Origin of the sequence: Pseudomonas sp. HT11 (assembly GCF_044875395.1) — a bacterium.
Taxonomy (GTDB): Bacteria; Pseudomonadota; Gammaproteobacteria; order Pseudomonadales; family Pseudomonadaceae; genus Aquipseudomonas.
The window spans coordinates 6,201,500-6,222,037 of record NZ_CP173217.1; the positions used below are offsets into that span (position 1 = coordinate 6,201,500).

Consider the following 20,538-nt stretch of genomic DNA (forward strand, 5'->3'; position numbering starts at 1 on the left):
ATGTCTGACGCGTTATGGGCGGCCCGAATGGGCGATGCGCTGTCCCACACCTCGATGATGGCGGACATCCTTGGTGGTGTGCTGGAAGTGGCGGCCAATATCGCGATCACTGCCGTGGCAACGGCTGCCGTGGTTGCGGCCACCGGTATCACCGTGGCCACCGGCGGCCTCGGCTGCTTCCTGCTGGGTGCGGTGGTGGGCACGATTGTTGGCCTGGCCATGAGCAAGAGTGGCGCGGACAAAGGGCTGACCAAGATATGCGATGCCTTCAGTAACGCCCTGTTTCCGCCCACGGTGCAGGCGAATATTCTCACCGGCTCCACCAATACGCTGACCAACAACATTCCCGCCGCCCGCGCGGCTGGGGCGATCAGCTCCCATGTCACCCCGGCCGGTACCGAGCTGGAAGAAACCAAACCTGAGCCGGAGCCCAGCTACCTGGACATGGCCGAGGGGTTCTTCTCGCAGATGTGGCGCCCTACCGTCGCCACACCTGCGCCGGGTGCTGTGCCGAAGCCGCTGGACCTGGTGGTGTGCATGAAGCACCCGCCAATGCCGCCGCAGTTTCTGGCCGAGGGTTCGGAAAAGGTCACGATCAACGGCCAACCTGCCGTGCGCAGCGGTGATCGCAGTACCTGCGATGCGACGGTGGTGTCGTCGGGGCTGATTTCCTCCAACGTGACCATTGGTGGCGGTTCGGTGGTGGTGCGTGAAATTCGCAGCGGCAAGACGCCAGGCGTCGGGCTGGCGGTCACGGCACTGTTGATGCTCAAGGGTGGCAAGGGCAAGTTCTTCAGCAAGTTACCGTGCATGTTGGTCAGCGGCGCGACGTCGATGGCCATCAGCAGCGCGATGGGCGCTGCGGCCAACGCCGCGATGGGCTCGTCGAACCCGGTGCATGCTGCGACGGGCGCGAAGATACTCGGCGATGTCGAGGAACTGGATTTCGTGCTTCCGGGCATTTTGCCGATCGGTTGGCAGCGCTTTTACAACAGCCGCGACGAACGCCAAGGTAGCCTGTTCGGTACCGGTTGGAGCGTGGCCTACGAGGTGTGCGTCGACATCCAGCCGCATCCCGAGGGCGGCGAAACGCTGGTCTACACCGATGAACAGGGCCGGCCCATCGACATGGGTTCGATTCCGTTGGGCGGCGCAGTATTCAGCGCCGGTGAAGGGCTCGCGGTACGGCGACACCTGAATGGGCAGTTGCTGATCGAAAGTGACGACGGCGTGTACCGCTTGTTCGAAGCTGCTCCAGCAGACCCGTCGCGACTGCGTCTGACCCAACTGGGTGATCGTAACGACAACCGCATCTATATCGACTATGACGAAGCCGGACGTCTGGTACGCCTGCGCGACACGTTCGATCTGGTGCAGGTTGAGCTGATCCGTGATCAGGGTCATGTAGCTCATATTGAGCGCCTCTACCCGGATCAACGTCGCGAAGTGCTCGTGAGCTACGGCTACGACGCGGCGGGCAATCTCGCGCAAGTGCGTGATGCAACAGATCAAGTCCAGCGGCGCTTCGTCTACGATGCCGGGCGTCGAATGGTGGAACATCAATTGCCCACCGGGTTGCGCTGTTTCTATGAGTGGGCACTGGTTGAAGGCCTGGAATGGCGCGTGGTCCGGCACTGGACCGATGAGGGCGACGCCTACCAGTTCGACTACGACTTGCAGGCGGGCCTGACCCGCATCACCGACGGTTTGCAACGCGTCAGCACTCGGCACTGGAACACTCAGTATCAGATCATTCAATACAGCGACAAACTCGGCCAGACCTGGCTGTTCGAATGGAACGACGAACGCCAGTTACTCAGCGCCACCGACCCGCAAGGCGGCCGCTATGAGTACAGCTACGATGAGAGCGGCAACCTGATCGGCGAAACCGACCCGCTCGGGCGCAGCGACTCCACCTTATGGCTGGAGCACTGGGCGTTACCGCTGGTGGAGACCGACGCCGCCGACAACAGTTGGCAGTATCGCTATGACCCGCGCGGCAACTGCATCGCCGAGACCGATCCGCTGGGTTACATCACCCGCTATCGTTATGACGCCCACGGCCAGGTCGTGGAAATCATCGACGCCACCGGCAAAAGCAAACAACTGCGCTGGAACCCGTTCGGGCAACTGGTCGAGCATATTGATTGCTCGGGCTACCCAACGCGCTTCAGCTACGACGAGCGTGGCTATTTGCAGGTCATCACTGATGCCTTGGGTGAACGCACGCAGTTCAGCTACGACGCCCAGGGCCGATTGCTCAGCAGCCAACTGCCGGATGGCCGCACCGAACATTTCCAGCGCGATGCCAGCGGGCAGTTGGTGGGCTATACAGATCCCGCCGGGCACACCACGCTCTATCAACACAACCGGCGAGGCCAGGTACGCCAGCGCACCGACGCCCATGGTCGCCAGGTGCAGTTCGGCTACGACAGCTACGGGCGTCTGCAAGCGTTGGTCAATGAAAACGGTGAAAGCTATCGGTTTGCGTGGGATGCCGGCGATCGGCTGGCGGAACAGCAAGACCTCGACGGCAGCGCCAAGCGCTACGACTACGACCGGCTGGACAACATCACAGCGGTGACTGCCGTTCCAGCGCCTTATGGCAATGGCTTGGCGGTGGTCCCCGAAACGCCGCCAGCGCCCATCGTTCATCGGCTGGAGCGTGATGCGGTCGGCCGATTGGTCGCCAAGACCACCGACGATGGCCGCACTGAGTACAGCTACGATGCGGTGGATCAGCTCACGGCGGTCACCTTCACTGATCTGCAAGGCAATGCCCAGGCGTTGGGTTTCGCCTACGACGCTGTCGGCCAGTTGCTTGCCGAACAAAGTGCCGGCGGCAAGCTGCAACATCACTACGACGAACTCGGCAACCTGATCCAGACCCAACTGCCGGACGGGCGCTGGCTCAATCGCCTGTACTACGGCAGCGGCCACCTGCACCAGATCAACCTCGACGGCCAGGTCATCAGCGACTTCGAACGCGACCGCCTGCACCGCGAAGTGCTGCGCACCCAAGGCCAGCTCAGCACCCGCAGCGAATACGACCGCAGCGGCCGCCTGCGCTCACGCCAACGCCGCCTTAACAGCCAGCCATCGCTGATGCCTGCGGCGACGCAAAAGCAGTTCGAATACGACCCCGCCGACAACCTGATCGGCAAACTCGACCAGCAACCCGCGGCACAACACCGTCAACTGCTGCACTACGACGCCACCGGCCGCATCATCGCCAGCCAAGACAGCCTGCACGGCCAGCGCGAAACCTTCGCCTACGACGCCGCCGCCAACCTGCTCGACGGCCCGCAGGCAGGCGCCGGGTTGGTGGTGCATAACAAACTGCTGACGTATCAGGACAAGCGTTATCGCTACGATGCGTTTGGACGGATGATCGAAAAACGCAGCGCCAAGCGCGGCGTGCAGCGGTTTGTGTATGACGCAGAAAGCCGGTTGGTTGAAGTGCGTAATGAAAGCGGCAGCGTGGTCAGGATGGTCTACGACCCGCTGGGGCGACGGGTTGAAAAAACCGAGCATGGCAGCGATGGGTATCCGTTGGGGGAAACCCGGTTCGTGTGGGATGGGCTGCGGTTGTTGCAGGAGCACAAGCACAGTCAGACGAGCCTTTACGTTTATGAAGATGAAGGCTACCAACCTTTGGCTCGCGTCGACGGTGCCGGGCCGTTGCAGAAAATTCGTTATTACCACAACGACCTGAACGGGTTGCCGGAGCAACTGACCGAAGCTGACGGACACAGCGTCTGGCAGGCGACTTACCGGGTGTGGGGCAGCACGCTGGAAGAGGCGCGCGAGCCTTATTACATCGAGGAACAAAATCTACGGTTTCAGGGGCAGTATCTGGACCGGGAGACGGGGCTGCATTTCAATACGTTCAGGTTTTATGATCCGGATGTGGGGCGGTTTACGACGCCGGATCCGATTGGGTTGGCGGGAGGACTGAACCTCTATCAATACAGCCCAAATCCCGTCGGCTGGATCGATCCTTGGGGTTGGAGTTGCGTTCAGTTCAAACGCTGGAAACGCGGCCAAGCCATAGACAAACCGTTGCCTAACGGCAAAGCTCCGGCTTGGGATGTGGTAAGAAATCGGTACTGGAAAAACCGCCATGAAGCTTCAAAAACATCTGGCGAATTCAGTCCGTCTAACATGAGCCGTATGAAGCGTGGTTCGGCACCCCTGGACGCCAACGGCAACTCAATGGAATTGCATCACCACAACCCTCAAAGAAACGGTGGTAGGGATGTGAACAATCCTCGAAACCTGCGTGAGGTCACTCGCGAGCAGCACGCAGCACTTGATGAATTCAGACATTTAGGAAGCAAGTAATGACCGCTATAGACATCATTAAAAAATTCGTCGAAGGCTCTATTTCACCCAAGGAATTCGAAGAAAAAGTCTACGCAGATGCAACTGTCGAAGCGTTGCTGAAAGGTGAGAAAAACTTGCCAGCGTACGTCAGTGAACCTGATCTCTATACCTATGCAATCAGTCAGGACTTTCGAAATTTTGAGTGCATTTACAATGTTCAAACGCTTCTGTCGGGTGTTCTGAGCAAGAATGGCATTACTCACACGGTGGAAAAAAAGTACGAAAACCTATTTAACCTGACGCTAAAAGTTCAACCAAAGTGGCTGTCCCTATCATCCGACTATTTATCGAACCTAATCGAAGAGCAAAAAAGCCTGAGTCCGAAAGATTTGCAGTCGTGGTTGAAGGAAAAAATAAAAACTGATTTTCGGTGTTTGAAAACACAGCCAAAATGGCTTCAAAGCCCCGAATGGCCAATAGAAAGCGGAAAACCGATGGTTTTCGTGGGGCAGCTCGACATTAGCGAATTGAGCCACGACAGCGCACAGGCTTACCTTTTTTTTGATGAAGATAAAAAGACCTTCCATACCATCACCCAAGCATGCTGATGAGCAGTTAAGTGGGGAACATTTAAATTTACAATCAAATAAATCCCTACCCTTTGGCAATTCCAAAGCCCTGCGCTTCGCCTACGACGTCCATGGTCAGTTGCTCGCCGAGCGAGTGCCGGCGGCAAGCTGCAACATCACTACGACGAACTCGGCAGCCTGATCCAGACCCAACTGCCGGACGGGCGCTGGCTCAATCGCCTGTACTACGGCAGCGGCCACCTGCACCAGATCAACCTCGACGGCCAGGTCATCAGCGACTTCGAACGCGACCGCCTGCACCGCGAAGTGCTGCGCACCCAAGGCCAGCTCAGCACCCGCAGCGAATACGACCGCAGCGGCCGCCTGCGCTCACGCCAACGCCGCCTTAACAGCCAGCCATCGCTGATGCCTGCGGCGACGCAAAAGCAGTTCGAATACGACCCCGCCGACAACCTGATCGGCAAACTCGACCAGCAACCCGCGGCACAACACCGCCAACTGCTGCACTACGACGCCACCGGCCGCATCATCGCAAGCCAAGACAGCCTGCACGGCCAGCGCGAAACCTTCGCCTACGACGCCGCCGCCAACCTGCTCGACGGCCCGCAGACGGGCGCCGGGTTAGTGGTGCATAACAAGCTGCTGACGTATCAGGACAAGCGTTATCGCTACGATGCGTTTGGACGGATGATCGAGAAGCGCAGCGCCAAGCGTGGCGTGCAGCGGTTTGTGTATGACGCAGAAAGCCGGTTGGTTGAAGTGCTTAATGAAAACGGCTGCGTGGTCAGGATGGTCTACGACCCGCTGGGGCGGCGGGTTGAAAAAACCGAGCATGGCAGCGATGGGTATCCGTTGGGGGAAACCCGGTTCATGTGGGATGGGCTGCGGTTGTTGCAGGAGCACAAGCACAGTCAGACGAGCCTTTACGTTTATGAAGATGAAGGCTACCAACCTTTGGCTCGCGTCGACGGTGACGGCCCACTGCAGAAAATTCGTTACTACCACAACGACCTGAACGGGTTGCCGGAGCAACTGACCGAAGCTGACGGACACAGCGTCTGGCAGGCGACTTACCGGGTGTGGGGCAGCACGCTGGAAGAGGCGCGCGAGCCTTATTACATCGAGGAACAAAATCTACGGTTTCAGGGCCAGTATCTGGACCGGGAGACGGGGCCGCATTTCAATACGTTCAGGTTTTATGATCCGGATGTGGGGCGGTTTTCGACGCCGGATCCGATTGGGTTAAACGGGGGGATTGAATTTCTACGCGTACGCGCTCAACCCGTTCGGTTGGAACGACCCACTAGGGTTGTCTTGCCGCCTGAACTCAGTGGGTAGAACACCAGGTAAAGGCAGCCGCACAGGAAAAGCCGTAATTGGCTAGGATGAGAGCTGAAGGCAAAATAATTGGCTCCGGAAAAAACATGCGGTTCCAGAGTACTGATAAAAAATGGTATTCGATCAAAGACGCGGATATGGCTCATAAAACCGACGCCGTTAAGTATTGGAACAGCAAAGGCGGTTATCACGGAGCTAAAACAAAAGAAGTACGGGGTTGGATGCATGACCCTGATAACTACGAGCTGAAATATTATTCCCACAACCGATCCAAAGGCGCGCTGCTGACTGACAGGTACAAAGACCCCGGTGACTTTATCGGCCCCGCAGAAAAGCCTAAATATTATTAAGGATTATTGTATGAAAGATTTGGCGGACGAGAATCCAACACTGGCAGATGAGATCATGGCCACTATGGCGGCAGGCAACGATCTCGATGAACAAAACCGTAAAACTGAAGCGCACACCCTATACCAAAAGGCATGGAGTTTACTGCCGGAACCAAAGCTTGAGTGGACCCCCTTATCGTCTTGGGTCACTGGCTCCCTCTTCAACCTTCACTTCGAAAATGGCGAGTTCAACGCAGCCGAGCCATGGGCTCAAAAGACTCTTGAGGGCCGAGAGTCGGATATAGATACTGGTCCATTAATTAATGTGGGGATGGTATCTCTCGAACTGGGAAGAAGTGCCGAGGCGTATAAATACTTTGATGAAGCTTATAAATTCGGTAAGGCACGCGCCTTTCAAGAAAGACCAAAGAAATATTTGAATTTCTATCTGGATGAAAAGAAAAAGAAGCATTGATTGCTCGTCCCCACAAAAAATGGGCACCCAACCCAGTCGGCGTGCCCATTTTTTCCCATCCCGCCTCCCTTCAGACGGTCCCGCGATTACGGGTTGACGCTGTCTTTGAGCGACTTGCCCGGCTTGAATGCAACGGTGTTGCTCGCCTTGATTTTCACTGGCTCACCGGTTTGCGGGTTTTTGCCGGTGCGGGCGCCGCGGTGGCGTTGCAGGAAGGTGCCGAAGCCAACCAGGGTGACGCTGTCCTTGCGATGCAGGGCGCCGGTGATTTCTTCGAGAACGGCGTTGAGTACGCGGTTGGCCTGTTCTTTGGTGAGATCCGCTTTTTCAGCGATGGCGGCTGCGAGTTCTGGTTTACGCATAAGTGAAGCCTCTTTGACGGTTTTTTGTTGTTATGTCCGTGCTGCTCTCTTGTGGAGCAGCGCCCAAGGCGCCGCAGGCTCTACTCTGCGGCAGACGGGAGTGAGGATGGCATGCCCTCGCACGCTCCGCCAGTCTCGTGGCGACCTTTATAGAGGTAAGAACGTGCTGATTCCGACAGAACGACCGGTATTTACGCCAGTAACGGCGGAAGTTCTTTGTTCAGGGCCAGTTTTTCCATCACGGCGCTGCCGGTCAGCGCGTAGCCGAGCAGGCGGCCGCTGGCGTCGCGGCACAAGGCCTTGATGTCGGCGCCCTGCCCTTCGACGCTCCACACGCCTTCGGTGCCGCGTGGCGGTGGGGAAACCACCAGCGGGCAGATCGGGGTTTTCACGGTGATCGGCATCGGCCCGTAGCTCACGGCCGTGGCGTTGCCGGCCAGGGTCTGGGCCAGGGCGCGGGCGCAGCTCATCAGCGGCATCACATAGAGCAGGTTCAGGCCATCGACCTCGGCGCAGTCGCCCAGGGCGTAGATGTTGGCGTGGGAAGTCTTGAGGTGGCGGTCGACCATGATTCCACGGTTGATTTGCAGGCCGGCGGCGGCAGCCAGGTCCACCCGTGGGCGCAGGCCGATGGCCGAAACCACCAGGTCGCAGTGAATCACTTCACCGTCCGACAGGTGCGCTTCCAGGCCATCAGCCGTGCGCTGCAGGCGATTGAGCACCGGGCCCAGGTGGAAACGCGCGCCAAGGCCTTCCAGCCCGGCTTGCACGGCGGCGGCTGCCGCCGGGTGCAGCAGGGTCGGCATGACTTGCTCGCACGGCGCCACCAGGTCGATTTCATAGCCGCCGAGGATCAGGTCGTTGGCGAACTCACAGCCGATCAGGCCGGCGCCGAGCAGTAGCACGCGGCGTTTGCCGGCGGCGGCGGCGCGAAAGCGCGCGTAATCTTCGAGGTCGTTGATGGGGAAAATCAGCTCAGCCGCGTCGCCTTCAACCGGGACACGCACGGTTTCTGCGCCCCAGGCCAGGATCAGGTCGCGGTAGATCACCGCTTCCTCGCCGATCCACAGGCGTTTGTGGCCCGGGTCGATGCCGCTGATGCGGGTGTGGGTGCGCACTTCGGCCTTGAGTTGCTCGGCCATGGCGCCCGGTTCGGCCATGCTCAGGCCGTCGGCTTCCTTGTTCTTGCCAAAGCCGGTGGAGAGCATGGGCTTGGAGTAGGAGCGCCCGTCATCTGCGGTGATCAGCAGCAACGGGGTCTCGCTGTCGAGCTTGCGAAACTCCCGGGCCACGTTGTAACCGGCCAATCCTGTGCCGATGATCACGACAGGTGCGTTCATTCCTTTCTCCTTGAAGTACGTTTCAAAAATCGATGATTAACCGATTTCGATCATTTCGAAATCCATTTTGCCCACGCCGCAGTCCGGGCACAGCCAGTCTTCCGGAACGTCCTGCCACAGGGTGCCCGGTGCGATACCGTCATCCGGCCAGCCATCTTTTTCGTCATAGATCAGGCCGCAGACTACACATTGCCACTTCTTCATTACTTGCTTCCTCAGGGTCCAGGCATCTTGGCCGACGGTCGATAGACCAACGTTGCCGTGCGGCTCAGGGCGTTTTGTACTGATCGGAGCCGGCAGATGCAAGCATGTTCGGCGCAAACGGCCGGTTCAGCCCGGCAAAAGCTCAGGATGCCATGGTAAGCTCGCCGCCTCTTTTGCTGCCAATACTGACTCACCGTGCCGCACTCAATCGCCCCTCCCGATGCTTGCCAATGGCTGACCCAGAGCCTCCTGAGCCCACTGCCCGCGCCCTTGACCCTTGACTGGCTGTTCGACGAAGGCTCGCTGACGCGGCGGCTGACGGGGTTGTCCGACGATGGCTTCAGCGTGACGCCGCTGTTCGAAGGCTGGCAGCCGTTGCGCGACGATGAATGCGCGGCGCTGAGCCTGGCCCCGGCCACTGTCGGGTGGGTGCGCGAGGTGTATCTGCGCGGCCATGGTCAGCCGTGGGTGTTCGCGCGCAGCGTGGCGGCGCGCAGTGCCTTGCAAGGCGACGGGTTGCACATGGACGAACTGGGCAGCCGTTCGCTGGGCGAGTTGCTGTTTTGCGACCACGCCTTCACCCGCCAGGCCATCGAGGTGTGCCACTACCCACGGCAATGGCTGCCGACCGCGGACCAGGCCGACGGGTTGTGGGGACGCCGCTCGCGCTTTGATCGCGGGCAGCTGAGCGTGCTGGTGGCGGAAATTTTCCTGCCGAGCTTCTGGCAGGCGTTGCATGACCGTGCGGAGAACTGCTGATGTATCAACGTCTGCTCAAGTCCCTGAACCACCTGAACCCCAGGGCCTGGGATTTCATTCAATTGACCCGCATGGACAAGCCCATCGGCATCTACCTGCTGTTGTGGCCGACGCTGTGGGCACTGTGGATTGCCGGCAAGGGCTCGCCGTCCTTGCTCAATATCGTGATTTTCGTGCTCGGCGTGGTGCTGACCCGCGCCGGCGGCTGTGTGATCAATGACTGGGCCGACCGCAAGGTCGACGGTCACGTGAAACGCACCGAACAACGCCCACTGGTGAGCGGCAAGATCAGTTCCAGAGAGGCGCTGGTGTTTTTTGCGGTGCTGATGGGCATCAGCTTCCTGTTGGTGTTGCTGACCAACGCCACCACCATCCTGCTGTCACTCGGCGGCCTGGCGTTGGCGGCGAGCTACCCGTTCATGAAGCGTTACACCTATTACCCGCAGGTGGTATTGGGCGCGGCGTTTTCGTGGGGCATGCCGATGGCGTTCACCGCCGAGACCGGTCACCTGCCTGCCACGGCGTGGCTGCTGTACATCGCCAACCTGTTGTGGACGGTGGGCTATGACACGTATTACGCGATGACCGACCGCGACGACGACTTGAAGATCGGCGTGAAATCCACTGCCATTCTGTTCGGCGATGCCGACCGCGTGATCATCCTCACCTTGCAAGGCCTGTCGCTGGTCTGCCTGGTGCTGGCGGGTATGCGGTTCGAGCTGGGCGGCTGGTTCCACCTGGGGTTGCTGGCGGCGGCAGGCTGCTTTGCCTGGGAGTTCTGGTACACCCGCGACAAGGACCGCATGAAATGCTTCAAGGCGTTTTTGCACAACCACTGGGCCGGGCTGGCGATTTTTGTCGGGATTGTGGCGGACTACGCGTTCCGTTGACCCTGTGACGAGCCGACTTGTCGTAGCGAGCGGGCTTGCCCCGCGTTGGGGCGCGCAGCGGCCCTCTCAGGGCCACTGTGTTTCGTCAGAAAGACCGATGCGTCAGGTTTTGGGGCTGCTTCGCAGCCCAACGCGGGGCAAGCCCGCTCGCCACTACAAGCCCTCAAACCATAACAAGCCTGTTAGCCCTAACAGGCCTGCTCGCCACAATTAGCTCACTGGCCGCTAAGCGATCAGGGCTTGGCGACCTTCCAGGCACCGTCCATTTTGCCTTCACCGGTCATGTCACCGGCCTTTTTGTCCATCACGAAGGTGTAAAGCGGCTTGCCGCTGTAGGCCCATTGGCTTTTTTGGTCATCACGGGTGATCACGGTCCACTTGCCCATTGGCTTGTCGGTGGATTCGGCCATCAACGGCGGCCAGTTGGTGGCGCACTTGTCGTTGCACATGGACTTGCCATCGGCGTCTTTGGCAAAGGTGTAGAGCGTCATGCCCTTGTGGTCCACCAACATGCCGTCTTTGGTCATCGCAGGGTCTGCCGCGAATGCCAGTGTCGGCAGCGTCAACGCGGCCGTTACCAGCAGGGCTTTCCAGGAAAAAGTACTTTGAGTCATCGGAACCTTCCTTTTGTGGTTGTCAGGATTCGGACCCAAAGGGTAGTCCAGAGTGCCGAGAATTGCCCAAGCGACTAAATTACTGTCACACGACTGCAATAATTCCGTTATCTAATGCGGCGCAAGACAGTTAAATGACAAGAGGATTTAGGCATGGTTGGCAGGAGCATTCTGATCGTTGACGACGAAGCGCCCATTCGCGAGATGATCGCCGTTGCGTTGGAAATGGCCGGCTATGACTGCCTGGAGGCGGAGAACTCCCAGCAGGCCCATGCCATCATCGTCGACCGCAAGCCGGACCTGATCCTGCTGGACTGGATGCTGCCCGGCACCTCCGGCATCGAGCTGGCCCGCCGCCTCAAGCGTGACGAGCTGACCGGGGACATCCCGATCATCATGCTCACCGCCAAAGGCGAAGAGGACAACAAGATCCAGGGCCTGGAAGTTGGCGCCGATGATTACATCACCAAGCCGTTTTCGCCACGCGAGCTGGTTGCCCGCCTGAAGGCCGTGCTGCGCCGTGCTGGCCCTACCGATGGCGAAGCGCCGATCGAAGTCGACGGCCTGATTCTGGACCCGATCAGCCACCGCGTGACCATCGATGGCAAGCCAGCCGAGATGGGCCCGACCGAATACCGTCTGCTGCAATTTTTCATGACCCACCAGGAACGCGCCTACACCCGTGGCCAACTGCTGGACCAGGTGTGGGGCGGCAACGTGTACGTGGAAGAGCGCACCGTCGACGTGCATATCCGCCGCCTGCGCAAAGCCTTGGGCGACGCTTACGAGAATCTGGTACAAACCGTGCGCGGCACCGGCTACCGCTTTTCCACCAAAGGCTGAGCCAGCCCTTCCCTTTCCTTAACAGCTGACAAGGACGCATGTTTAAGTGAACCAGAACTGGCATGGCACCCTGATCCGCCACATGCTGTTATTGATCACCGGCTGCCTGGTGGTCGGCCTGGTCAGCGGCCAATACGGCTGGAGCCTGGCCGTCGGCATCGGTCTGTACCTGGGCTGGACCCTCAAACAGCTGCTGCGCCTGCATGAATGGCTGCGCCAGCACAAACCCGACGAAGCACCACCCGACGGCTACGGCCTGTGGGGCGAGGTGTTCGACAGCATCTACCACTTGCAACGTCGCGACCAACGCGTTCGCGGGCGCCTGCAGGCGGTGATCGACCGGGTGCAGGAGTCCACCGCCGCGCTCAAGGACGCGGTGATCATGCTCGACAGCGATGGCAACCTGGAATGGTGGAACCGCGCCGCCGAAACCCTGCTGGGCCTCAAGACGCCCCAGGACAGCGGCCAGCCGGTGACCAACCTGGTGCGTCACCCGCGCTTCAAGGAGTACTTCGAACAGGACAATTACGAAGAAGCCCTGGAAATCCCCTCGCCCACCAATGACCGCGTGCGCATCCAGCTGTACCTGACGCGCTACGGCAACAACGAGCACCTGATGCTGGTGCGTGATGTGACCCGCATCCACCAGCTGGAACAGATGCGCAAAGACTTCGTTGCCAACGTCTCCCACGAGCTGCGTACGCCATTGACGGTGATCTGCGGCTACCTGGAGACGCTGCTGGACAACGTCGATGAGATCAACCCGCGCTGGAGCCGCGCCCTGCAGCAAATGCAGCAGCAAGGCTCGCGCATGCAGACGCTGCTCAACGACCTGCTGTTGCTGGCCAAGCTTGAGGCCACCGATTACCCGTCGGACAACCATCCCGTCGCCGTGCAGAGCCTGTTGCAGACCATCAAGAATGACGCCCAGGCGCTTTCCGGCGAACGCGGGCAGCAGATCACCCTGGAAGCCGACCCGTTGGTGCTGCTCAAAGGCAGCGAGGGCGAGTTGCGCAGCGCGTTTTCCAACCTGGTGTTCAACGCCGTGAAGTACACCCAGGACAAGGGCAATATCCGCATTCGCTGGTGGGCCGATGAACACGGCGCACACCTGAGCGTGCAGGACTCCGGCATCGGCATCGACGCCAAACACTTGCCGCGCCTGACCGAGCGTTTCTACCGTGTGGACTCCAGCCGTAACTCCAACACCGGCGGCACCGGGCTGGGCCTAGCCATCGTCAAACATGTGCTGTTGCGCCATCGCGCACGGCTGGAAATCAGCAGTGTGCTGGGGCATGGCAGCACGTTTACCTGCCACTTTCCGCCGACGCAGGTGACGCGTTCGCGGCTGGTCGGCACAGATGAATAACCCGAAAGCGACGCTGAACTAAGTGTGGGAGCGGGCTTGCTCGCGAAAGCGGTGGGTCAGTTATGAACGTGTTGACTGACCCACCGCTTTCGCGAGCAAGCCCGCTCCCACATTGGACATGCAGCGTGTTGACGAACGTATTCCAGGCCCCGCCCGGCAGCGGGCACTAGGCAAGCGCCCCGTCAGCCGCTACATTGGCCGACTTGCGCCTGCCTTTCAGGCACTTCTGTCACTCCTTATTGAACACACGGAACCTGCAAAACCCCATCATGGACCCTTCCCCTGGCATCACCCTCGCTACACTCTTCGCCGACTTCGGCATGATTCTTTTTGCACTGATCCTGGTACTGCTCAACGGTTTCTTCGTTGCGGCGGAATTCGCCATGGTCAAACTGCGCGCCACCCGGGTCGAGGCCATCGCCCACAAGAACGGCTGGCGCGGGCAGATCCTGCGCACCGTGCACAGCCAGCTCGACGCCTACCTGTCGGCCTGCCAGCTGGGCATCACCCTCGCCTCCCTGGGCCTGGGCTGGGTCGGTGAGCCGGCTTTTGCGCATATCCTCGAGCCGTTGCTGGGCGCGGTGGGCGTAGAGTCGCCGGAAGTGATCAAGGGCGTGTCGTTCTTTGCCGCCTTCTTTGTGATCTCCTACCTGCACATCGTGGTGGGTGAATTGGCCCCTAAATCCTGGGCTATCCGCAAACCCGAGTTGCTGTCGCTGTGGACCGCGGTGCCGTTGTACCTGTTCTACTGGGCGATGTACCCGGCGATTTACCTGCTCAACGCCAGTGCGAACGCAATTTTGCGTATTGCCGGCCAAGGCGAGCCTGGCCCGCACCATGAGCACCATTACAGCCGTGAAGAACTCAAGCTGATCCTGCACTCCAGCCGTGGCCAGGACCCGAGCGACCAAGGCATGCGTGTACTCGCCTCCGCCGTGGAAATGGGCGAACTGGAAGTGGTGGACTGGGCCAACTCTCGCGAAGACCTGGTCACCCTGGACTTCAACGCCCCGCTCAAGGAAATCCTCGCGCTGTTCCGCCGCCACAAATTCAGCCGCTACCCGGTGTATGACGCGGTGCGCAATGAGTTTGTCGGCCTGCTGCACATCAAGGATTTGCTGCTGGAACTGGCGGCACTGGACCACATTCCCGAGTCGTTCAACCTGGCCGAGCTGACCCGCCCGCTGGAGCGCGTATCGCGCCATATGCCGTTGTCGCAGTTGCTGGAGCAGTTCCGCAAAGGCGGCGCGCACTTTGCTCTGGTAGAGGAAGCGGACGGCAAGATCATCGGCTACCTGACCATGGAAGACGTGCTGGAAGTGCTGGTCGGCGATATCCAGGACGAACACCGCAAGGCCGAGCGCGGCATCCTCGCCTACCAGCCGGGCAAACTGCTGGTGCGTGGCGACACGCCGCTGTTCAAGGTAGAACGCCTGCTGGGTGTCGACCTGGACCACATCGAAGCCGAAACCCTCGCCGGCCTGATCTACGACACCCTCAAACGCGTGCCGGAAGAGGAAGAAGTGCTGGAGGTTGAAGGCTTGCGAATCATCATCAAGAAGATGAAAGGGCCGAAGATCGTGCTGGCCAAGGTGCTGTTGCTGGATTGATCAGATAGAGCGCGGAGGGTGAGCAACTCGCCCCCGCGTCGATGATCAGGCCGGCAGCGGGGAGAAGCAGATATCGACTTCCAACTGCGCTGCGGCAGACAAATTGACCAATGCGTCCAGCGAGAACTTGTCGATCTTGCCATTGAGGACGTCATTGAGCCGAGGCTGGCTGATATTGAGCCGCTCAGCGGCCGCTTTCTGAGAGAGCTCCCAACTGCGGATGGTGTTGCACAACGCCAGCAGCAACTTTGAGCGCAGGCGCATATTGGCGGCTTGCTGGGGAGTGTCTTCCAGAGCATCCCAGACGTTGCTGAAGCGTTCGGTGTGAATCTTTGGGTCTGTCATAGGCTTAACCTAACTCCTGCAATCTGGCACGCGCCAGTTCGATATCGCACCCTTCGGTTTTCTGTGTGGTTTTGCGCAGCGCGTGCAACACATAGACAGCCTCTGGGCGATTGACCACATAGAACACTCGAAACGCGCCTGATTGCTCAGTGATCCGAATCTCACTGACGCCCCGTCCGATAGTTCTCATGGGCTTGCAATCAAAAGGCTGTTCGCCCTGTTGCAGAAGATCCAACTGAAAACCGGCTGCCCTTCGGGCGTCGAGAGGAAACTCCTTGAGGTCCTTGAGTGAGCTTCCTGGAAACACCACATCCTTGTGCCTGGGCATTGGCTTCTCCTTTGCTGGAAAGAAAAAGCGTAATAGACGATTCAGGCCATGGCGGTGGAGCTTTGTTTCAAGGCATAGCAAAAGCTCGATAACACTGATGCGTTATCGAGAGCCTATATCGAAACAGATATAAATCAAGCCAAGCACCGGGAATCAGACGGTCGGTTGATTCCCGTTATGCAGGCAATCACGCACCCGGCACAAAGTGCTTCTGCGCCGTGCCGCGTGCGATCAGGCGGGAGATGTAGTCGAGTTTCTGCGCGTCCTGGTCGATAAACCGGAAGGTCAGTTGCAGCCAGTCGCTGTCGGGCTTGGGCTCGTAGGCGACGACGGCGTGCAGGTAGCCGTTGAGGCGTGCCACTTCGGCGTTGTCGCCTTGCTCAAGGTCGAGCACCGCGCTTTCCAGTACCTGCGGCAGGACTTCACCGCGACGCACCACCAGCAGCGCTTCCTTGATGCTCAGCGCCTTGATCACGCATTGCTGGGTGCCGCTGGACAGGCGCAGCTGCCCTTGGCCACGGCCGCCGGCCGGCGCTGCCGCTGGCGTTTGCACCGGAGGGCTGTTGAGCAGGCCTTTGCTTGGCGCAGCCACCGGCGCCGGTTTGACGGCTTCAGGCTTGCCGCCGGTCAGGGCACTCAGGGAGTCGTTGCCGAAAGCCGAATTCATTTTGGTCGGCGCACTGGCGATCAGCGCGTCGAGGCGGCCGATCTTGTGCAGGGCCTGCTTGACCTTGTTCAGCAATTGCTCGTTGGTGAACGGCTTGCTGACGTAGCCGGAGACGCCGGCCTGAATGGCCTGCACCACGTTCTCCTTGTCGCCACGGCTGGTCACCATCACGAACGGCATGGCTTTGAGATGGGCCTGCTCACGGCACCAGGTCAGCAACTCCAGGCCCGACATCTCGGGCATTTCCCAGTCGCACAGCACCAGGTCGAAGGTCTCGCGCATCAGGATGGATTGCGCCTTTTTGCCGTTCACCGCATCTTCGATCTTGATCCCCGGAAAGTAGTTGCGCAGGCACTTCTTCACCAGGTCGCGGATAAACGAGGCGTCGTCCACCACCAATACACTGACTTTACTCATCGACCCTTCATCCTATAAAAACTTCGGCACGCAAAACGCCTGACTGATGGCATTTTGCCAAAACTCGCGATTCACAGAAGGACTTTATCGTTCCTGCCGCGCAAAAAATTCAGATGCCGCAAACGAAAACGCCCGACCAAAGGCCGGGCGTTAATTTCTCGGGCAACCTTACTTATCGTCAGATTCGCCCGGAACATTAGGGATTTGATCGGCCGTGCCTTCAACTTCGGCTTTCATGCGCTTGAGGCCCATGTGCCGCACGTCGGTACCGCGTACCAGGTAAATGACCAGTTCCGAGATATTGCGCGCGTGGTCGCCGATACGCTCCAACGAACGCAGCACCCAGATGATGTTCAAGACCCGCGAGATAGAGCGCGGGTCTTCCATCATGTAGGTGGCCAGCTCGCGCAGTGCGGTCTTGTATTCGCGGTCGATGGTCTTGTCGTACTGCGCTACCGACAATGCCAGCTCGGCGTCGAAGCGCGCAAAAGCGTCGAGGGCATCGCGCACCATGTTGCGCACCTGGTCGCCGATGTGGCGCACTTCCACGTAGCCGCGCGGCGCTTCGCCTTCTTCGCACAACTGGATGGCGCGACGGGCGATCTTGGTGGCTTCGTCACCGATGCGCTCCAGGTCGATCACCGACTTGGAGATGCTGATGATCAACCGCAGGTCGGACGCCGCCGGCTGGCGACGCGCCAGAATGCGCAGGCATTCTTCGTCGATGTTGCGTTCCATCTGGTTGATCTGGTCATCGATCTCACGCACTTGCTGGGCCAGGCCCGAGTCGGCCTCGATCAGCGCGGTGACGGCGTCGTTGACTTGCTTCTCCACCAGCCCGCCCATCGCCAGGAGGTGGCTGCGCACTTCCTCAAGCTCGGCGTTGAACTGCGCGGAGATGTGATGGGTAAGGCCTTCTTTGCTAATCATGGGTTTGCTCCGCAAAAGCTGTAAGCCGCAGGCTACAAGCTGCAAGCTGATGTGTGTCGTTGATCAAACTGCTTTTACTTGCCGCTTGAAGCTTGCGGCGTGCAGCTGGGGCTAGCCATAGCGACCGGTGATGTAGTCTTCGGTCTGCTTCTTCGCCGGGTTGGTGAACAGGGTATCGGTGTCGCCAAATTCCACCAGCTTGCCCATGTACATGAACGCGGTGTAGTCGGAAACCCGCGCCGCCTGTTGCATGTTGTGGGTCACGATGACGATGGTGAACTTGGATTTGAGTTCGTAGATCAGCTCTTCGACTTTCAGTGTGGAGATCGGGTCGAGTGCCGAGCACGGTTCGTCGAGCAGCAGCACTTCCGGCTCCACGGCGATGGTGCGGGCGATCACCAGACGTTGCTGCTGGCCGCCGGACAAACCGAGGGCCGACTCGTGCAGGCGGTCCTTGACCTCATCCCACAGTGCCGCGCCTTTGAGCGCCCACTCAACGGCCTCGTCGAGGATGCGTTTTTTATTGATGCCCTGGATGCGCAGGCCGTAGACCACGTTTTCGTAGATGGTCTTGGGGAACGGGTTGGGCTTCTGGAACACCATGCCCACCCGGCGGCGCAGTTCGGCCACGTCTTCGCCCTTGCGGTAGATGTTGGTGCCGTAGAGGTTGATCGCGCCTTCTACACGGCAACCGTCGACCAGGTCGTTCATGCGGTTGAAGGTGCGCAGCAACGTCGACTTGCCACAGCCGGACGGGCCGATGAAGGCGGTCACGCGCTGCTTGGGGATGTTCATGCTGACGTCGAACAGCGCCTGCTTTTCACCGTAGTACAGGCTCAGGCCCGGCACTTCGATGGCCACGGTTTCCTGGGCCAGGCTCAGGCTCTGCTTGTCGCGACCCAGGGCCGACATGTTGATGCCGTGGGTGTGGGTTTCGTGTTGCATGGGATGCTCCCTGTGCTACCAATTCGTTTGGTTGAACCGCCGGGGCGGTTTACTCAAAAATCTGCGTGTGACGCGGTTAAGTGTGGGAGCTGGCTTGCCTGCGATGGCATCACCGCGGTGTACCTGTTCCACCGAGTTGCCTGCATCGCAGGCAAGCCAGCTCCCACATTGGGCCGTGTTAACTGTCCAGCGCCTTGTATTTTTCGCGCAGGTGGTTACGAATCCACACCGCCGACAAGTTGAGCGTGGCGATCACCAGCACCAGCAGCAAGGCGGTGGCGTACACCAGTGGCCGCGCAGCTTCGACGTTGGGGCTCTGGAAGCCGACGTCATAAATATGGAAGCCCAGGTGCATGATTTTCTGGTCCAGGTGCAGGTACGGGTAGTTGCCGTCCAGCGGCAGCGACGGCGCCAGTTTCACTACACCCACCAGCATCAGCGGCGCCACTTCACCGGCGGCGCGGGCCACGGCGAGGATCATGCCGGTCATCATCGCCGGGCTGGCCATTGGCAGCACGATCTTCCACAGTGTTTCCGCCTTGGTCGCGCCCAGTGCCAGGGAGCCCTCGCGCACGGTGCGAGGAATCCGCGCCAGGCCTTCTTCGGTGGCCACAATCACCACCGGCACCGCCAGCAGCGCCAGGGTCAGCGAGGCCCAGAGCAGGCCCGGCGTACCGAACGTGGGTGCCGGCAGGGCTTCGGCGAAGAACAGACGGTCAACCGAGCCGCCCAATACATACACAAAGAAGCCCAGGCCGAACACGCCGTAGACAATGGCCGGTACGCCCGCCAGGTTGTTCACCGCAATGCGGATAATCCGCGTCAGGGTGTTCTGCTTGGCATATTCACGCAGGTACACCGCCGCCAGTACACCGAACGGCGTCACGATCATCGCCATGATCAGGGTCATCATCACGGTGCCGAAAATCGCCGGGAAGATCCCGCCTTCGGTGTTGGCTTCCCGTGGGTCATCGCTGAGGAATTCCCAGACCTTGCTGAAGTAGAAGCCGACCTTGGTCATCGTGCCCATGGCGTTCGGCTGGTAGGCGTGCACCACTTTGCCGATGCCGATTTCCACTTCTTTGCCGTTAGCGTCGCGCGCCGTCAGGCTGTCGCGGTTGAACTGGGTGTGCAGGTCCGCCAGGCGCGCTTCGACGTCCTTGTAGCGGTTGTTCAGTTCTGCGCGGTCCGAGTCCATATCCGCTTGGGCGGTAGCGTCGAGCTTGCCTTCCAGCTCCAGCTTACGACCGTGCAGGCGGATACGCTCCAGCCCGGCGTTGATCGCGCCGATGTCGGTTTTTTCCAGACTCTTGAGTTGCGCAGCCAGCTTGTTCACGCGGTCAACGCGGGCCTGCAGCTCCGGCCACGCGGCTTCGCCTTCGGCGATGACCTTGCCGTCCTGTTTGACGTTGACCAGGGTGCCGTAGAAGTTGCCCCACTCACGCCGTTCGATGGCCATCAGGTTGGCCGGCTTGGTCTGGTCCTTGAGCCACTCGCCGACGATCCAGGTGAAGTCGTTGCCGTTCAGGTCGCGGTTGCCGACCTTGATCAGCTCGCGGGTCATGAACTCCGGGCCCTGGTCGGGCACCGGCAGGCCAGCGCTTTTCAGGCGCTCGCGTGGCACTTCTTCCTTCTGTACCACTTCGCCGATGACGATATGGTTTTCCTGGCCCGGCACATTGTAGTTGGCCTGGATCAGGTCGGCCGGCCAGAAGTGGCCCAGGCCACGCACGGCAATCACGGCCAGCAAACCAATGGTCATGATGACCGCGATGGACACCGCGCCACCGCTGATCCAGACGCCCGGGGCGCCGCTCTTGAACCATCCATTCAGGGAGTTCTGTTTCACAGACTTCT

Annotated in this window: 19 protein-coding genes and 1 pseudogene; 10 read left to right on the forward strand and 10 right to left on the reverse strand. The window is 59.8% G+C overall.

Annotated features, from left to right (window positions below; genetic code table 11):
- The 5 genes and pseudogenes from ABWL43_RS28715 to ABWL43_RS28735 all read left to right on the forward strand — a co-directional run bounded on the left by ABWL43_RS28715 (position 1) and on the right by ABWL43_RS28735 (position 7,058).
- A complete protein-coding gene (locus tag ABWL43_RS28715) occupies positions 1 to 4,344 on the forward strand; it encodes an RHS repeat-associated core domain-containing protein (RefSeq protein ID WP_404485992.1) in 4,344 nt (1,447 codons plus the stop codon).
- Complete coding sequence (locus ABWL43_RS28720; RefSeq protein WP_404485994.1) at positions 4,344 to 4,934, forward strand: hypothetical protein; 591 nt, start codon at positions 4,344 to 4,346, stop codon at positions 4,932 to 4,934. Before ABWL43_RS28715 ends, ABWL43_RS28720 begins: the two co-directional genes overlap by 1 nt.
- A gap of 55 nt (positions 4,935 to 4,989) precedes the next feature.
- Positions 4,990 to 6,270, forward strand: a pseudogene (locus ABWL43_RS28725) (RHS repeat-associated core domain-containing protein); the annotation flags it as partial.
- A 70-nt stretch (positions 6,271 to 6,340) separates the two neighbouring features.
- Entirely contained in the window at positions 6,341 to 6,604 is a 264-nt protein-coding gene (locus tag ABWL43_RS28730) for a hypothetical protein (RefSeq protein ID WP_404485995.1), read from the forward strand.
- Positions 6,605 to 6,614: 10 nt separating this feature from the next.
- Complete coding sequence (locus tag ABWL43_RS28735; protein ID WP_262206770.1) at positions 6,615 to 7,058, forward strand: hypothetical protein; 444 nt, start codon at positions 6,615 to 6,617, stop codon at positions 7,056 to 7,058.
- Positions 7,059 to 7,144: 86 nt separating this feature from the next.
- Here ABWL43_RS28735 and ABWL43_RS28740 read toward each other — a convergent pair whose 3' ends face one another.
- From ABWL43_RS28740 to ABWL43_RS28750, 3 genes are all read right to left on the reverse strand, one after another.
- Positions 7,145 to 7,420 (reverse strand): HU family DNA-binding protein, encoded by a 276-nt coding sequence (locus tag ABWL43_RS28740; protein WP_003213368.1) that lies wholly within the window; start codon positions 7,418 to 7,420, stop codon positions 7,145 to 7,147.
- A 191-nt stretch (positions 7,421 to 7,611) separates the two neighbouring features.
- Positions 7,612 to 8,760, reverse strand: coding sequence for an NAD(P)/FAD-dependent oxidoreductase (locus ABWL43_RS28745; protein WP_106575895.1), 1,149 nt, complete (start codon positions 8,758 to 8,760; stop codon positions 7,612 to 7,614).
- Positions 8,761 to 8,796: 36 nt separating this feature from the next.
- Positions 8,797 to 8,964 carry a rubredoxin gene (locus tag ABWL43_RS28750; protein WP_003213373.1) on the reverse strand — a complete coding sequence of 56 codons (168 nt, stop codon included), beginning with the start codon at positions 8,962 to 8,964 and terminating at the stop codon, positions 8,797 to 8,799.
- A 195-nt stretch (positions 8,965 to 9,159) separates the two neighbouring features.
- Between ABWL43_RS28750 and ABWL43_RS28755 the strand changes: the two genes are divergently transcribed.
- Positions 9,160 to 9,723: a chorismate--pyruvate lyase family protein gene (locus tag ABWL43_RS28755; RefSeq protein WP_404485999.1), complete on the forward strand. Its 564-nt coding sequence runs from the start codon at positions 9,160 to 9,162 to the stop codon at positions 9,721 to 9,723.
- Positions 9,723 to 10,613 carry a 4-hydroxybenzoate octaprenyltransferase gene (gene ubiA / locus ABWL43_RS28760; RefSeq protein ID WP_404486001.1) on the forward strand — a complete coding sequence of 297 codons (891 nt, stop codon included), beginning with the start codon at positions 9,723 to 9,725 and terminating at the stop codon, positions 10,611 to 10,613. The genes ABWL43_RS28755 and ubiA overlap by 1 nt, the downstream gene beginning before the upstream one ends.
- A gap of 233 nt (positions 10,614 to 10,846) precedes the next feature.
- Here the strand turns inward: ubiA and ABWL43_RS28765 are convergent, their stop codons facing one another.
- Complete coding sequence (locus ABWL43_RS28765; protein WP_145158227.1) at positions 10,847 to 11,227, reverse strand: hypothetical protein; 381 nt, start codon at positions 11,225 to 11,227, stop codon at positions 10,847 to 10,849.
- A gap of 153 nt (positions 11,228 to 11,380) precedes the next feature.
- Here ABWL43_RS28765 and phoB point away from each other — a divergent pair, with 153 nt between their 5' ends.
- The 3 genes from phoB to ABWL43_RS28780 all read left to right on the forward strand — a co-directional run bounded on the left by phoB (position 11,381) and on the right by ABWL43_RS28780 (position 15,049).
- Positions 11,381 to 12,070, forward strand: coding sequence for a phosphate regulon transcriptional regulator PhoB (gene phoB, locus ABWL43_RS28770; protein ID WP_003195617.1), 690 nt, complete (start codon positions 11,381 to 11,383; stop codon positions 12,068 to 12,070).
- A gap of 82 nt (positions 12,071 to 12,152) precedes the next feature.
- Positions 12,153 to 13,439 carry a phosphate regulon sensor histidine kinase PhoR gene (gene phoR / locus ABWL43_RS28775; protein ID WP_404488506.1) on the forward strand — a complete coding sequence of 429 codons (1,287 nt, stop codon included), beginning with the start codon at positions 12,153 to 12,155 and terminating at the stop codon, positions 13,437 to 13,439.
- 269 nt (positions 13,440 to 13,708) lie between these two features.
- Complete coding sequence (locus ABWL43_RS28780; protein WP_010207573.1) at positions 13,709 to 15,049, forward strand: hemolysin family protein; 1,341 nt, start codon at positions 13,709 to 13,711, stop codon at positions 15,047 to 15,049.
- Between the two features lie 45 nt (positions 15,050 to 15,094).
- Here the strand turns inward: ABWL43_RS28780 and ABWL43_RS28785 are convergent, their stop codons facing one another.
- The 6 genes from ABWL43_RS28785 to pstA all read right to left on the reverse strand — a co-directional run bounded on the left by ABWL43_RS28785 (position 15,095) and on the right by pstA (position 20,530).
- Positions 15,095 to 15,394 (reverse strand): helix-turn-helix domain-containing protein, encoded by a 300-nt coding sequence (locus ABWL43_RS28785; RefSeq protein WP_242201190.1) that lies wholly within the window; start codon positions 15,392 to 15,394, stop codon positions 15,095 to 15,097.
- 4 nt (positions 15,395 to 15,398) lie between these two features.
- Positions 15,399 to 15,722: a type II toxin-antitoxin system RelE/ParE family toxin gene (locus tag ABWL43_RS28790; protein WP_404486004.1), complete on the reverse strand. Its 324-nt coding sequence runs from the start codon at positions 15,720 to 15,722 to the stop codon at positions 15,399 to 15,401.
- Positions 15,723 to 15,909: 187 nt separating this feature from the next.
- On the reverse strand, positions 15,910 to 16,806 hold the full coding sequence (locus ABWL43_RS28795) for a response regulator (protein WP_369302824.1): 897 nt from the start codon (positions 16,804 to 16,806) through the stop codon (positions 15,910 to 15,912).
- Positions 16,807 to 16,974: 168 nt separating this feature from the next.
- On the reverse strand, positions 16,975 to 17,736 hold the full coding sequence (phoU, locus tag ABWL43_RS28800; RefSeq protein ID WP_053258703.1) for a phosphate signaling complex protein PhoU: 762 nt from the start codon (positions 17,734 to 17,736) through the stop codon (positions 16,975 to 16,977).
- Positions 17,737 to 17,847: 111 nt separating this feature from the next.
- Positions 17,848 to 18,681: a phosphate ABC transporter ATP-binding protein PstB gene (pstB, locus tag ABWL43_RS28805; RefSeq protein ID WP_056860879.1), complete on the reverse strand. Its 834-nt coding sequence runs from the start codon at positions 18,679 to 18,681 to the stop codon at positions 17,848 to 17,850.
- Between the two features lie 178 nt (positions 18,682 to 18,859).
- The gene (pstA, locus tag ABWL43_RS28810; protein WP_404486007.1) at positions 18,860 to 20,530 is read right to left on the reverse strand and encodes a phosphate ABC transporter permease PstA; all 1,671 of its coding nucleotides are present in this window, start codon (positions 20,528 to 20,530) and stop codon (positions 18,860 to 18,862) included.
- Positions 20,531 to 20,538: the final 8 nt, after the last annotated feature.

Excerpts from the sequence above, each read along its gene's own strand:
- ABWL43_RS28740 (WP_003213368.1), bottom strand. The coding sequence starts at position 7,420 with ATGCGTAAACCAGAACTCGCAGCCGCCATCGCTGAAAAAGCGGATCTC.
- ABWL43_RS28745 (WP_106575895.1), bottom strand. The coding sequence starts at position 8,760 with ATGAACGCACCTGTCGTGATCATCGGCACAGGATTGGCCGGTTACAAC.
- ABWL43_RS28790 (WP_404486004.1), bottom strand. The coding sequence starts at position 15,722 with ATGCCCAGGCACAAGGATGTGGTGTTTCCAGGAAGCTCACTCAAGGAC.
- ABWL43_RS28785 (WP_242201190.1), bottom strand. The coding sequence starts at position 15,394 with ATGACAGACCCAAAGATTCACACCGAACGCTTCAGCAACGTCTGGGAT.
- ABWL43_RS28735 (WP_262206770.1), top strand. The coding sequence starts at position 6,615 with ATGAAAGATTTGGCGGACGAGAATCCAACACTGGCAGATGAGATCATG.
- ABWL43_RS28780 (WP_010207573.1), top strand. The coding sequence starts at position 13,709 with ATGGACCCTTCCCCTGGCATCACCCTCGCTACACTCTTCGCCGACTTC.
- phoR (WP_404488506.1), top strand. The coding sequence starts at position 12,153 with ATGCTGTTATTGATCACCGGCTGCCTGGTGGTCGGCCTGGTCAGCGGC.
- pstB (WP_056860879.1), bottom strand. The coding sequence starts at position 18,681 with ATGCAACACGAAACCCACACCCACGGCATCAACATGTCGGCCCTGGGT.
- ABWL43_RS28720 (WP_404485994.1), top strand. The coding sequence starts at position 4,344 with ATGACCGCTATAGACATCATTAAAAAATTCGTCGAAGGCTCTATTTCA.
- phoB (WP_003195617.1), top strand. The coding sequence starts at position 11,381 with ATGGTTGGCAGGAGCATTCTGATCGTTGACGACGAAGCGCCCATTCGC.
- ABWL43_RS28715 (WP_404485992.1), top strand. The coding sequence starts at position 1 with ATGTCTGACGCGTTATGGGCGGCCCGAATGGGCGATGCGCTGTCCCAC.
- ABWL43_RS28765 (WP_145158227.1), bottom strand. The coding sequence starts at position 11,227 with ATGACTCAAAGTACTTTTTCCTGGAAAGCCCTGCTGGTAACGGCCGCG.
- phoU (WP_053258703.1), bottom strand. The coding sequence starts at position 17,736 with ATGATTAGCAAAGAAGGCCTTACCCATCACATCTCCGCGCAGTTCAAC.
- ABWL43_RS28750 (WP_003213373.1), bottom strand. The coding sequence starts at position 8,964 with ATGAAGAAGTGGCAATGTGTAGTCTGCGGCCTGATCTATGACGAAAAA.
- ABWL43_RS28730 (WP_404485995.1), top strand. The coding sequence starts at position 6,341 with ATGCGGTTCCAGAGTACTGATAAAAAATGGTATTCGATCAAAGACGCG.
- ubiA (WP_404486001.1), top strand. The coding sequence starts at position 9,723 with ATGTATCAACGTCTGCTCAAGTCCCTGAACCACCTGAACCCCAGGGCC.
- ABWL43_RS28795 (WP_369302824.1), bottom strand. The coding sequence starts at position 16,806 with ATGAGTAAAGTCAGTGTATTGGTGGTGGACGACGCCTCGTTTATCCGC.